At 71.7% G+C, this 12,588-nt stretch carries 10 protein-coding genes; 5 read left to right on the forward strand and 5 right to left on the reverse strand.

What is annotated here, in order from left to right:
* Positions 1–59: 59 nt before the first annotated feature.
* Genes ACFHWY_RS02345 through ACFHWY_RS02365 form a run of 5 tightly spaced genes read right to left on the reverse strand, consistent with a single transcriptional unit; the run spans position 60 to position 7,549 of the window.
* Complete coding sequence (locus ACFHWY_RS02345; protein ID WP_416578378.1) at positions 60–1,148, reverse strand: uroporphyrinogen-III synthase; 1,089 nt, start codon at positions 1,146–1,148, stop codon at positions 60–62.
* Positions 1,148–1,495, reverse strand: a complete 348-nt coding sequence (gene nirD / locus ACFHWY_RS02350; protein ID WP_416578379.1) for a nitrite reductase small subunit NirD — start codon at positions 1,493–1,495, stop codon at positions 1,148–1,150. Before nirD ends, ACFHWY_RS02345 begins: the two co-directional genes overlap by 1 nt.
* Positions 1,492–4,014, reverse strand: coding sequence for a nitrite reductase large subunit NirB (gene nirB, locus ACFHWY_RS02355; protein WP_416578380.1), 2,523 nt, complete (start codon positions 4,012–4,014; stop codon positions 1,492–1,494). The genes nirD and nirB overlap by 4 nt, the downstream gene beginning before the upstream one ends.
* A complete protein-coding gene (locus ACFHWY_RS02360; RefSeq protein ID WP_416578381.1) occupies positions 4,011–5,447 on the reverse strand; it encodes an FAD-dependent oxidoreductase in 1,437 nt (478 codons plus the stop codon). The genes nirB and ACFHWY_RS02360 overlap by 4 nt, the downstream gene beginning before the upstream one ends.
* A complete protein-coding gene (locus ACFHWY_RS02365; RefSeq protein ID WP_416578382.1) occupies positions 5,444–7,549 on the reverse strand; it encodes a molybdopterin oxidoreductase family protein in 2,106 nt (701 codons plus the stop codon). Before ACFHWY_RS02365 ends, ACFHWY_RS02360 begins: the two co-directional genes overlap by 4 nt.
* Positions 7,550–7,837: 288 nt before the next feature.
* Here ACFHWY_RS02365 and ACFHWY_RS02370 point away from each other — a divergent pair, with 288 nt between their 5' ends.
* The 5 genes from ACFHWY_RS02370 to ACFHWY_RS02390 all read left to right on the forward strand — a co-directional run bounded on the left by ACFHWY_RS02370 (position 7,838) and on the right by ACFHWY_RS02390 (position 12,581).
* Complete coding sequence (locus tag ACFHWY_RS02370) at positions 7,838–9,205, forward strand: NarK family nitrate/nitrite MFS transporter (protein WP_416578383.1); 1,368 nt, start codon at positions 7,838–7,840, stop codon at positions 9,203–9,205.
* A 210-nt stretch (positions 9,206–9,415) separates the two neighbouring features.
* Positions 9,416–9,859: a 50S ribosomal protein L13 gene (gene rplM / locus ACFHWY_RS02375; protein WP_416578384.1), complete on the forward strand. Its 444-nt coding sequence runs from the start codon at positions 9,416–9,418 to the stop codon at positions 9,857–9,859.
* 20 nt (positions 9,860–9,879) lie between these two features.
* A complete protein-coding gene (rpsI, locus tag ACFHWY_RS02380; protein ID WP_416578385.1) occupies positions 9,880–10,356 on the forward strand; it encodes a 30S ribosomal protein S9 in 477 nt (158 codons plus the stop codon).
* Between the two features lie 132 nt (positions 10,357–10,488).
* Positions 10,489–11,847 (forward strand): phosphoglucosamine mutase, encoded by a 1,359-nt coding sequence (glmM, locus tag ACFHWY_RS02385; RefSeq protein ID WP_416578386.1) that lies wholly within the window; start codon positions 10,489–10,491, stop codon positions 11,845–11,847.
* A 134-nt stretch (positions 11,848–11,981) separates the two neighbouring features.
* Complete coding sequence (locus ACFHWY_RS02390) at positions 11,982–12,581, forward strand: PadR family transcriptional regulator (protein ID WP_416578387.1); 600 nt, start codon at positions 11,982–11,984, stop codon at positions 12,579–12,581.
* The last annotated feature ends 7 nt before the right edge of the window (positions 12,582–12,588 follow it).

Consider the following 12,588-nt stretch of genomic DNA (forward strand, 5'->3'; position numbering starts at 1 on the left):
CTCCGCGCTGGCGTCCCGCCGGCCCGGCACAGGCCGGATCGGCGGGACGCGGCGCACCCTCAGTCGACGCGGAGGCGGTAGCCGCGCTTGACGACGGTCTGCACGACGCGAGGTGCCTTCAGGCCCGCCCGCAGGCGGGCCACCGCCATCTCCACGGCGTGTTCGTCGGCACCGCGCGGCAGCGTCCGTAGCAGGGCGGTCCGCGACAGCACCCGTCCCGGCGTCTGGGCCAGCGCCCGCAGCACCGCCATCGGGGCCGGGGCGAGCGGATGCAGCTCGCCGTCCAGCACCGCAGCGTGGCCGCGCAGGGTCAGCAGGTGCCCGGCGACCTTGATGGTGACCGTCCGCCGGGGCAACTCGTCGATGATGGTGCGGACCAGCGCACCGAGCCGGGCCCGGCTCGGTGCGCTCACCGGTACCCCGCGCCGCACCAGCGGCTCCGCCGTGACCGGGCCGACGCAACTGGCCAGCACGTCACCGCGCAGCGCCTCCAGCACCGCCTCCGTACGATCCCCGGCGGCGCGGAACAACGCTTCCGCCGCCGGAGCCGAGGTGAAGGTGACCGCGTCCACCAACCGGCTGGCCACCAGGTCGACCAGCCGGTGCAGTGGCGCCGGGTCGGTCGGCGGCGCCCAGCGGTAGACCGGGATCTCGATGACGGTGGCACCGGCGTCCTCGAGCGCGCGGGTGCACTCCGGCTGCCGTTCGCCGTGCAACTGCATGGCGATCACCTGGCCGGACACGCCTCGTCTCCGCAGGTGGTCGACGACCTCGTCGCAGCTCTCGGAGGCGGGCGACCACTGGTCGAACAGCCCGGCCGCGCGGATCGCCCCTCGGGCCTTCGGACCCCGGGCCACCACGTACGCGCTGCTGAGCACCCCGCGCAGCGGCTCGGCCAGCCCCCAGCCTTCGGCGGCCTCCAACCATCCGCGCATCCCGATGCCGGTGTTCGCCATCAGGATGTCCGGTGGACGTTCCAGGCACGCTCGGGTGGCCTCACGCAGTTCGGTGTCGTCCGCGAGCGGAACGATCCGCAGAGCCGGAGCGAGCACCACCCGGGCGCCACGCCGTTGGAGCAGCGCGGCGAGTTCGTCCCGCCGCCGGTCGGCGGTCACCCCGATGGTGAAGCCGGCCAGTTCTTCGCGCATCAGCTCTCCTGTCGCAGCCGCACCTCGACCATGCCGTCCCGGCAACGGACCTCGTGCCGGGGTACCGAGATTCCGGGCAGGTCGAGACAAACCCCCGTACGCAGGTCGTACACCTGCTTGTGGAGCGGCGAAGCGACCGTCGGCACACCGGCGCGGCTGCCCACGATCCCCCGGGACAGCACGTACGCCCTAGCTACCGGATCCTGGTTGTCGATCGCGTACAGCCCGTCCACGGTGCGGAAGAGGGCCACCTGCACCCCGTCGACGAGGGCGGCGACGCCCCGGTCCGGGTCCAGCCGGTGCAGCGGACAGACGGTGTGCCAGCGGAGGGTGGTCGCGGTGCTCATCGCCGTACCTCCGGCAGCCCGAGCGTGACCGGTTGACGGGAGTTGGACGAGGGCGGCCGGCCACCGACGGGCACGGGTTGTCCGCGTTCGGTGACGAAGGTGATCGACGGGTCGGGTATGTCCGGCGCGTTGACGAAGGAGGTGAACCGGCGCAGCCGCTCCGGGTCGTCGAGCACATCGCGCCACTCGTCCGAGTAGCCGGTGACGTGCCGGGCCATCGCGGCGTCCAGTTCCGCGCAGAGGTCGAGTGAGTCGTCCACGATCACCGACCGGAGGTGGTCGAGCCCGCCGTCCATCGCCTCGATCCAGACAGCGGTGCGTTGCAGTCGGTCGGCGGTGCGGACGTAGTACATCAGGAACCTGTCGATCAGCGTGATCAGGGCCTCGGTGGACAGGTCGGTGGCGAACAGGTCGGCGTGCCGTGGCCGGAAGCCACCGTTGCCGCCGACATAGAGGTTCCATCCGGTCTCGGTGGCGATGACACCGAAGTCCTTGCTGCGGGCCTCGGCGCACTCGCGGGCGCAGCCGGAGACGGCCGATTTGATTTTGTGTGGGGCGCGGAGCCCGCGGTAGCGCAGCTCCAGAGCCACGGCCAGCCCGACCGAGTCCTGCACCCCGTAGCGGCACCAGGTGGAACCGACGCACGACTTCACGGTGCGCAACGCCTTGCCGTACGCGTGCCCGGACTCGAACCCGGCATCCACCAGGCGACGCCAGATCTGTGGCAACTGCTCGACCCGGGCACCGAACAGGTCTATCCGCTGCCCGCCGGTGATCTTCGTGTAGAGGTCGAAGTCCCGGGCCACCTCGCCGATGACGATCAGCCTCTCCGGGGTGATCTCCCCGCCGGGGATCCGGGGCACCACCGAGTAGCTCCCGTCGCGTTGCAGGTTCGCCAGGAAGTGGTCATTGGTGTCCTGCAACGAGGCCTGTTCGCCGTCGAGGATGTGGCCGTTGCCAAGGGAGGCGAGGATCGAGGCGACCACCGGCTTGCAGATGTCGCAGCCCCGCCCTCGGCCGTGCTCGGCGATCAGCCGCGAGAACGTCCGGATGCCGCGGACCCGGACGATGTCGAACAGCTCCTGGCGGTTGACGTCGAAGTGCTCGCACAGGGCTGAGGACTGGGTGACACCGGCCGCGTCGAGCAACTGCTTGAGCATTGGTACGCAGGAACCGCAACTGGTACCGGCCCGGGTGCACGACTTCAGGGCGGGCACGTCGGCGCAGCCCTCGGCGATCGCCGTGTCGATGTCCGCCCGGGTCACCGCGTTGCAGGAACAGACCTGCGCGGTCGCCGGCAGGGCACCGGCCGAGACGCCCACCGCGTCCTCACCGGCGAGCAGGGCCAGCGGCGTGGCCGGCAGCGGCCCGCCCACACTGGCCCGCAGCGTCGGGTACGCGGTGGCGTCGCCGACCAGCACGCCGCCCAGCAGCGTTCGGGCGTCGTCGGAGAGGACCAGCTTCGCGTAGACCCGGGCGGCCGGATCGGTCCAGGTGACGTCCAGGCAACCGGGCGTGGCGCCGTGCGCGTCTCCGAAGGACGCCACGTCGATGCCGAGCAGCTTCAGTTTGGTGGCGGTGTCCGCGCCGGGGAAGGTGGCCGAGCCGCCGACCAACCGGTCGGCCACCACCTCGGCCATCGCGTAGCCGGGGGCGACCAGGCCGAAGCAGGTGCCGTCGACGGCGGCGCACTCACCGACCGCGTAGATCCGCTCGTCGGTGGACCGGCAGGCGGTGTCGACGAGCACACCACCGCGTGGACCGAGGTCCAGCCCGGCCGCGCGGGCCAGTTCGTCACGGGGGCGGATGCCGGCGGCCACCACCACCAGATCGGTGTCGAGCACCGTGCCGTCGGCGAGTTCCAGGGCGGCCACCGACCCGTCCGGGCCGGGCCGCAGCGCGGTGGTGGCGACCCCCAGGTGGCAGGCCACGCCCAGGTCTGCCACGTAGCGGCGGAGCATCGCGCCGCCGGCGGTGTCCACCTGCGCCGGCATCAGCCGCGGGGCGAACTCCACGACGCTGGTGCCCAGCCCGAGCAGACGCAGCGCGTTCGCCGCCTCCAGGCCGAGCAGTCCGCCCCCGATCACCGTGCCGGCCCGCCGGCCTTGGGCGTACTCGCTGATCGAGACCAGGTCGTCCAGGGTCCGGTAGACGAAGACACCGGGCAGGCCCACGCCGTCCACCGGTGGCACGAACGGGTACGACCCGGTGGCGAGCACCAGCATGTCGTACGGGTGTTCGCCGGTGCCGGTGGTCACCACCCGGCGGGTCCGGTCCACGCCGCTGGCCGGCTCGTCGAGGCGCAACTCGACTCCGTCGTGCGCGGTGTGCAGGTTCAGGTCTTCGGCGTCGGCGCCGTCGAAGTACGCCGAGAGCCGGACCCGGTCGTACGCCGGACGGGTCTCCTCGGCGAGCACCGTGACCCGCCACCGCGCCTGCGGGTCGCGGTCGCGCAGCGCGTCCACGAACCGCTGGCCGACCATGCCGTTGCCGATGACGACCACCCTGCCGCCGGTCATTGTCCCACCTCCACCGGATCTGTTCTGGACAACCAGTCGACAATGCCGGTCACCGCGTCACGGCAACTGCCGCAGCCGGTGCCGGCGCGGGTCTGTCCGACCACGGCGTCGAGTGTGCGAGCCCCACCCCGCCAGCAGTGGACCAACGCTCCCTTGCTCACGGTGTTGCACTGGCACACCGTGGTCGCGTCCGGCATCAGCGCCGGTGACGCGGCGGGCGCCGCGACGGCTCCGCCGACGGCCCGCCCGAGCAGCAGCGCCCGACGGTCGGCGGGCACCGGTTGACCGCGGTCGAACAGCTGGATCACCGCGCCGACAGAGGGGTTGTCGCCGAGCAGGATCGCCGCGGCCAGCCGCTCGTCGTGGATGCGCAACCGTGCGTAGGTGCCCCGCGCCGGATCGACGAAGGTCAACTCCTCGCCCGGGCCGCCGGTCGGATCGCCCATCGCGGCCAAGTCGATGCCGGCCGCCTTGAGCCGGGTCACCACCGGCCGCGGCTGGTACCGGGCCAGCGGGTCCTGCCCGGTCAGCACCTGGGCGACCACCCGGGCCTGCGCCCAGGCCGGCGCGACCAGCCCGGTCAGCGTGCCCTGGTGTTGGGCGCAGTCGCCGACCGCCGAGATCCGCCGGTCGCTGGTGAGCAGCCGGTCGTCGACCAGCACACCCCGCTCGACGGCCAGACCGGCCGCGGCGGCGAGAGTCGTGTCGGGGCGTACCCCGCAGGCGAGCAGCAGCAGGTCGGCGTCGAGCGACCGTCCGTCGGACAGTGCCAGACGGACACCGCAGGCGTCTGCCTCGACTGCGGTCGGCGTGACCGCCAGATGGGTGGTCACCCCGAGACCGGTGAGCGTGCCGGCGAGCATCGCGCCGGCGGCCGGGTCGAGCTGACGCTCCATCAGGTACGGAACCCGGTGCACCACGCCCACGTCGAGTCCCCGGGCGGCGAGCCCTCGGGCGGCCTCCAGGCCGAGCAGCCCGCCGCCCAGCACGAGGGCGCGCCGCGCGTGACCGGCCAGCGCGATGATGCGCCGACAGTCGTCCAGGGTGCGGAACGGGATCACCCGTTCCGGTAGCCGCAGCGGATCGAGGCCGGGCAGCGTCGGCACCGCCGCCCGGCTGCCCGTGGCGAGGACCAGGTGGTCGTAGGGGATCCGGTCGCCGTCGTCGGTGAGCACCTGCCTGGTCGGCCGGTCGATCCCGGTGACGGTGACTCCGGTGAGCAGGTCGACGCCGCGTCCGGCGACCTCCGCCAACTCGACGTCCGGTTCGCTGATCTTCCCCGCGAGCAGGCTGGACAGCATGATCCGGTTGTACGCGCGGTGCGGCTCGGCGCCGAGCACGGTGACCTTCAGATCTTCGCCCCGCGCGTGCAGCTCCGTCGCGAGGCGGGAACCCGCCATCCCGTTGCCGACCACCACGACCCGTTCGTTCATGGCCTCTCCACCCGCACGGCGCAGATCTTGAACTCAGGCATCCCGGAGATGGGGTCGACGGCGTCGTTGGTGACGGAGTTGGCGCGCGCCCGCCCGCCCCAGTGGAACGGGGCGAAGACGGTGTCGGACCGGATGGCCGGGCTGAGTCGGGCGGGCGCCTCGAACTCGCCCCGCCGGGAGACCACCCGTACCGACTCGCCGTCGGCCACGCCCAGCCGCTCGGCGAGGTCGGGATGCAGCTCCACGAAGGCGTCGGGGGCGGCCCGGCGCAGCGCGGCCACCCGGCGGGTCTGGGTGCCCGACTGGTACTGCGCGAGGACCCGGCCGGTGGTGAAGTACAACGGGTAGTCCGGACAGACCTCCTCGGCCGCCGGCCGGTGCTCGACCGGATGGAACCGGGCCAGCCCGTCGGGGGTGGCGAAGCGATCGGTGAAGAGCCGTGGCGAGTCGGGCCCGTCGTCTGCGGGACATGGCCAGAAGACGCCGTCGGCGGCGTCGATCCGGTCCCAGCTGATCCCGGCGTAGTCGGCGACGCCGCCGGCCGAGGCCCGGCGAAGCTCCTCGAATACGGTGCGCGGGTCGGCAGAGCCCCTGCCCCGCTCAAGGCGGGCGGTGAGGTCGGCGAGGATGGTGAGGTCGGTGCGTACGCCGGGTGGCGGGTGGCGTAGCGCCCGGCGGCGCAGCACCCGACCCTCCAGGTTGGTCATCGTGCCGTCCTCCTCGGCCCACTGCGCGCTGGGCAGCACCACGTCGGCCAGCGCGGCCGTCTCGGAGAGCAGGAAGTCGACGACGACGAGCAGGTCCAGATCGCGCAGCCGGCGCTCGATCCGGCCCGCCCGAGGCGCGGAGACCACCGGATTGGAGCCGAAGACCAGCAACGCCCGTGGCCCCTGTTCCGTCCCGAGTGAGTCCAGCAGCTGGTACGCCGGCACACCTGGTCCGGGCAGCTCGTCGGGGTGCACTCCCCACACCCGCGCGACGTGCGCGCGGGCCTCCAGGTCGTCGATCTTCCGGTACCCGGGCAACTGGTCGGCCTTCTGCCCGTGCTCCCGGCCACCCTGCCCGTTGCCCTGCCCGGTGAGGCAGCCGTAGCCGGAGCCGGGGCGGCCGGGCAGGCCGAGCGCGAGCGCCAGGTTGACGAAGCCGCTGACCGTGTCGACGCCCTTGGCGTGCTGTTCGGCGCCGCGCGCGGTGAGGATGATCGCCCGTTCGGCGGTGGCGAGGGCGCGAACCGTCTCTTCCAGATCGGCCGCGGGTACGCCGGAGAGCGCCTCGGCGCGGGCCGGCCACCAGCTCGCCACGGTGCGTCGCACGGCGGTGAAGCCGGCGGTGCGGGTGGCGACGTAGTCCTCGTCGAGGTGACCCTCGGTGAGGACGATGTGCAGCAGCGCGTTGGCCACCGCCAGGTCGGTGCCGGGCAGTGCCTGCAGGTGCAGGTCGGCCTGTCGGGCGGTCGCGGTCACCCGGGGATCGATCACGATCAGCCGACCGCCCCGCTCCCGTTGTTCGGTCAGCCAGCGCATCAGTGGTGGCATGGTTTCCGCCGGGTTCGCGCCGACCAGCAGCAGGGTGTCCGCGCGACCGAGGTCGGACAGCGGGAACGGCAGCCCACGATCCACACCGAAGGCCCGCATGCCGGCCGCGGCGGCCGACGACATGCAGAACCGTCCGTTGTAGTCGATGTGCCGGGTGCGCAGTGCCACCCGCGCGAACTTGCCCAGCGCGTACGCCTTCTCGTTGGTGAGCCCGCCGCCGCCGAACACGGCGACCGCGTCGCGGCCGTGGCGGTGCTGCACGTCGTTGAGGCCGTTGACGATCCGGTCCAGCGCGGCGTCCCAGCTCGCCGGGCGCAGCTCGCCGCTGGACGGGTCGCGCAGCAGTGGGGTGGTCAGCCGTTCCGGGTGGTCGAGCAGTTCGGCCGACGTCCAGCCCTTCTGGCACAGGCCGCCCCGGTTGGTGGGAAACTGCCGGGGGTGCACGGTGACCCCGTCGGTCTCCTCGCGCAGGACCATTCCGCACTGGAGTGCGCAGTACGGGCAGTGCGTCGCCACCTCGCGGGGCGCCTGCCCCGGTCGTGTCGTGGGTCGCACACCGTCTGTCATGTCGGCAAAGCGTGCCGTTGGGTGGTTTCCGCTCGACGTCTCGCTTGTTTCGGCCCTGTCAAGAGCCGCTCACACCGCACGGCGGCTGCGGGCCGGCTCGCAGGGGGCTTGCGATAAACGAGGATCTCGAAGTCCGGCACCATGCGGCGGATCGACCGGGCGCTGCGAATACTGCAACAGCTCCGAGGAATTCCTCACCACCGTCGGTGAGTCGTGGTGCGGTACCCGTTGCCCGGCCGACCCCAACGACGAACGCTGTGGAAACGGCCGCTCCCTAGCTTCTGCGCCATGACCACCACGAGCGCGAAGCCAACCGTAATCGGGGAAGACAGCCTGGACCGGCGGCCAGGTCGATGGATAGGGCACTGGGTGCCGGAGGACCCGGGCTTCTGGCGGCAGGTCGGCAGCGGGGTCGCCCGTCGCAACCTCATCTGGTCGATTTTCGCCGAGCACATCGGCTTCTCAGTGTGGCTGCTGTGGAGCATCGTCGTGGTCCGGCTCGGTGACGCCGGCTGGCAACTCACCACCAGCCAGGCGCTTTGGCTGACCGCCGTGCCCAGCGGCGTCGGCGCGCTGCTGCGGCTGCCGTACACCTTCGCCGTGCCGGTCTTCGGCGGCCGGAACTGGACGGTGATCTCGGCGTTGCTGCTGATCGTGCCCTGCGCCGGGCTGGCCTGGGCGGTCGAGAACCCGGAGATCGGCTTCCTGCCGTTGCTGCTGGTCGCCGCCACCGCCGGGCTCGGAGGCGGGAACTTCGCCTCCAGCATGGCGAACATCTCCTTCTTCTATCCGGAGCGGGAGAAGGGGTGGGCGCTGGGCCTCAACGCCGCCGGCGGCAACATCGGGGTGGCCGTGGTGCAGTTCCTGGTGCCCCAGGTGATCGTCCTGGGTGGCGGGCTCGTGCTGGCCCGGGCCGGTCTGATGTACATCCCGCTGGCGGTGATCGCCGCGGTGTGCGCGTACCTCTTCATGGACAACCTGGTCGAGGCCAGGGCCGACGTCGGGCCGGTCTGGTCGTCGCTGCGGCACCGTGACACCTGGGTGATGTCGCTGCTGTACATCGGCACCTTCGGGTCCTTCATCGGCTACTCGGCGGCCTTTCCCACCCTGCTCAACTCGGTATTCGGTCGGCCGGACGTCGCGCTGTCCTGGGCGTTCCTCGGTGCGGCGGTGGGCTCGATCTGCCGGCCGTTCGGTGGTCGCCTGTCCGACCTCGTCGGCGGTGCCCGGATCACGGTGGCGAGTTTCGTGCTGATGGCAGCCGGCGCCCTGGCCGCGCTCTGGTCGGTCGAGCGGCGCAGCATGGGCGTGTTCTTCGCCGCCTTCCTGGTCCTGTTCGTGGCCACCGGCATCGGCAACGGCTCGACCTACCGCATGATCAGCAGGATCTTCCAGATCAAGGGGGAGGAGCAGGGCGGCGCGCCGGAGGTGATGCTGGCGATGCGCCGCCAGGCCGCCGGCGCTCTGGGCATCATCTCCGCGGTGGGCGCCTTCGGTGGCTTCCTCGTGCCTATCTGCTACGCCTGGGCCCGGAGCACCTACGGGGGCATCCAGCCGGCGCTGCGCTTCTACGTGGGCTTCTTCCTGGTGCTGCTGGTGGTCACCTGGGTGGCCTACCTCCGCCCGGGCAGCCGGATGGCCCGCGCGAGGGTGTGAGTCCGGTCACGTCCGTTACCGCTCGATGCGCCGGCCGGGCACCCCGTTTTGACCGGCCGCCGGGGCTGCGGGTATCGTTGCCTGCTGTTGTACGACATCTGTGGGCGTGCCGCCTGAGGTACGCTTGGTCGTTCGTGCGCGCTGTTCGGCTGGGAGTTTCCGGTCATCTCGGCGCGCGACCCCAGACCGACGACGAGACAAGGTATACCTGTGCGTACGTACAGCCCGAAGCCGGGTGAGATCGAGCGTCAGTGGCACGTCATCGACGCCTCTGATGTCGTGCTGGGCCGCCTGGCCACCCACGCCGCCACGCTGCTGCGGGGCAAGCACAAGCCGACTTTCGCGCCGCACGTCGACACGGGCGACTTCGTCGTCGTCGTGAACGCGGGCAAGGTTGCGCTCACCGGCAACAAGCGTCAGCAGAAGATTGCCTACCGGCACTCCGGTTACCCGGGCGGCCTCAAGCAGGTCGGCTACGAGGAGCTGCTCTCCAAGCGCCCCGAGCGGGCCGTCGAGATGGCTGTGAAGGGAATGCTCCCGCACAACAAGCTCGGCCGTCAGCTCATCAAGAAGCTGAAGGTCTACGCCGGTGCCGAGCACCCGCACGGCGCGCAGCAGCCGATGCCGTTCGAGATCAAGCAGATCGCGCAGTGAGCGCGGGCGAAGGAAGCAGCATGACCGACATCATCGCCCCCGAGGTCGCCCCTGAGGTCGCCCCCGAGGCCGCCGAGGCGCTGGCGCCCGTCGCGCGCGCTCCTCGTGGTGACCGCCCGATCCAGACCGTGGGCCGGCGCAAGGAGGCCATCGTCCGGGTTCGCATCGTGCCGGGCACCGGCAAGATCACCTGTAACGGGCGGGACCTGGAGGCCTACTTCCCGAGCAAGGTGCACCAGCAGCTGATCAAGGACCCGCTGGTCACCGCCGAGAAGCCCGAGGCGTTCGACGTCATCGCCAACCTGCGTGGCGGCGGCACCACCGGCCAGGCCGGTGCGCTGCGGCTGGCCATCGCGCGGGCGCTGATCGTCAACGAGCCCGACGACCGCCCGGCTTTGAAGAAGGCCGGCTTCCTGACCCGGGACGCCCGGGTCAAGGAGAGCAAGAAGTACGGTCTCAAGAAGGCCCGCAAGGCTCCTCAGTACTCGAAGCGCTGATCTCCAGCCGCACCTTGTACTACTGACGGCCGGCCGGTCCGCCTCCCCGACAGGGAGGTGGACCGGCCGTTTCCGTCTCCGCGCAACAGGGCAAGTTTCCTGCATCGGCAGTTTCATCGGAGGTTGGTGGGTATGGGCCGCTTGTTCGGCACGGACGGCGTACGTGGGCGGGCGAACGCCGACCTCACCCCGGAGTTGGCACTCTCGGTGGCCGTCGCGGCCGCTCACACCCTCGCCGAGTCGGATCGCAGCCACGCGCCACTGGCGGTGGTCGGTCGGGACACCCGGGCCAGCGGAGAGATGCTGGAGGCGGCCGTGGTGGCCGGACTGACCAGCGCGGGCGCCACGGTCGTCCGGGTCGGCGTACTGCCCACTCCGGCCGTGGCCTTCCTCACCGCGGAAGCCAAGGCGGACCTGGGCGTGATGCTTTCGGCCTCGCACAACCCGATGCCGGACAACGGGATCAAGCTCTTCGCTGCGGGCGGGCACAAGCTGCCCGACGAGATCGAGATGCGGATCGAGGCGGCCGTCGAGGCCAATGCCGTCACCGCCTGGAAGCGGCCGATCGGCGCGGGAGTGGGTCGGGTGCACGACCTGCTCGACGGCTCAGACCACTACGTGCAGCACCTGGCCGGTGCCGTGCCGCACCGCCTCGACGGGATCAAGGTCGTGGTCGACTGCGCCAACGGCGCCGCCGCCGAGGTCGCACCGGCAGCGTACCGGGAGGCCGGCGCCGAGGTCATCGCGATCAACGCGGAGCCGGACGGGCTCAACATCAACGACGAGTGCGGCTCCAACCACATCGAGGCGCTGCGCCGGGCGGTCGTGGAGCACGGCGCGCACCTCGGCCTCGCGCATGACGGCGACGCCGACCGTTGCGTCGCCGTGACCGCCGACGGCGACGAAGTCGACGGCGATCAGTTGATGGCGATCCTGGCCCTGGCAATGCGCGAGGCCGGCACGCTGACCGGGGACACCCTGGTGGCCACCGTGATGAGCAACCTCGGCCTGCGCCTGGCCATGTCCGCCCAGGGCATCCGGCTGGTCGAGACCAAAGTCGGCGACCGGTACGTGCTGGAGGAGTTGCGGGCCGCCGGACTGGCCCTGGGCGGTGAGCAGAGCGGGCACATCGTCATGCCGGCGTACGCCACCACCGGCGACGGGGTGTTGACCGGGCTGCACCTGATGGCCCGGATCGCGGCCACCGACCGGTCCCTGGCGGACCTCGCGGCCGTGGTGACCAAGCTGCCGCAGGTGCTGATCAACGTGCCGGTGGGCGACCGGACCGTGGGTGCCGCCGCACCCGCCGTCCGCGCCGAGGTCGAGCGGGCCGAGGTCGAGCTTGGCGAGACCGGCCGGGTGCTGTTGCGCCCGTCGGGCACCGAGCCGCTGGTCCGGGTGATGGTTGAGGCCGCCACCGAGCAGGCGGCCCGCAAGGTCGCCGAGCGCATCGCCGACCAGGTCCGTACCGCCAGCCCTTCGGCCGCCTGACCTCCGCGCGCCTCCCCGGCGCCGGTGTCGCGCCTCCCCGTTCTGCTGACAGTCACCGTGCTCGATGTATTGTGGCAATGCAATGCCCGATCGGGCAGAATCGGTCAAGGCGGTTGCCCAGATCGGAGGAGACGGTGGCGATCCAGCACGCGGTCCTGGCCCTGCTCGCCCACGGCCCCAGCTACGGCTACCAGCTGAAGGCCTCCTTCGAGGATGCCGTCGGTCCACAGTGGGGCACGCTGAACATCGGGCATCTCTACCAGATCCTGGACCGGCTCTCCCGCGACGGCATGGTGCTCGCCGAGCGGCAGCCCCAGCCGGTCAAGCCAGACCGAGTGGTCTACGAGGTCACGCCCGGCGGCCGCGCCGAGCTGGACCGCTGGCTGAGCGAGCCGAGCCGGCGCAGTGCCGGCTTCCGGGACGACTTCTTCCTCAAGGTCACCGCCGCCGCGAGGTCGGGATCGGCACAGGTGGTCCGGACGGTGCTCGGCAACCAGCGCGGCCACCTCATGCGCGAGCTGCGTAACCTCGACGGGTTGCGGCGTCGGGCAGGCGACCCGATGGTCGGGCTGCTGCTCGCCGCGGCAGGCCGGCACGTCGAGGCCGACCTCGCCTTCATCGACCACGCCGAGGCGGTCCTGCTCGCCGACGACGCGAAGGTGCTGGCCGACCTGGCGACCGCCGGGCCGGCGACAGGTGCGGAACAGGCCGACACCACACGCGCCGCCGGCTGACCGCGGA

The organism is Micromonospora sp. LOL_024 (assembly GCF_048060415.1).
GTDB lineage: Bacteria > Actinomycetota > Actinomycetes > Mycobacteriales > Micromonosporaceae > Micromonospora.

Coding starts and splice junctions, on each gene's coding strand:
- nirB (WP_416578380.1), bottom strand. CDS start 4,014: ATGACCGGCGGCAGGGTGGTCGTCATCGGCAACGGCATGGTCGGCCAG.
- rpsI (WP_416578385.1), top strand. CDS start 9,880: ATGACCGACATCATCGCCCCCGAGGTCGCCCCTGAGGTCGCCCCCGAG.
- ACFHWY_RS02345 (WP_416578378.1), bottom strand. CDS start 1,148: ATGCGCGAAGAACTGGCCGGCTTCACCATCGGGGTGACCGCCGACCGG.
- ACFHWY_RS02360 (WP_416578381.1), bottom strand. CDS start 5,447: ATGAACGAACGGGTCGTGGTGGTCGGCAACGGGATGGCGGGTTCCCGC.
- nirD (WP_416578379.1), bottom strand. CDS start 1,495: ATGAGCACCGCGACCACCCTCCGCTGGCACACCGTCTGTCCGCTGCAC.
- glmM (WP_416578386.1), top strand. CDS start 10,489: ATGGGCCGCTTGTTCGGCACGGACGGCGTACGTGGGCGGGCGAACGCC.
- ACFHWY_RS02370 (WP_416578383.1), top strand. CDS start 7,838: ATGACCACCACGAGCGCGAAGCCAACCGTAATCGGGGAAGACAGCCTG.
- ACFHWY_RS02365 (WP_416578382.1), bottom strand. CDS start 7,549: ATGACAGACGGTGTGCGACCCACGACACGACCGGGGCAGGCGCCCCGC.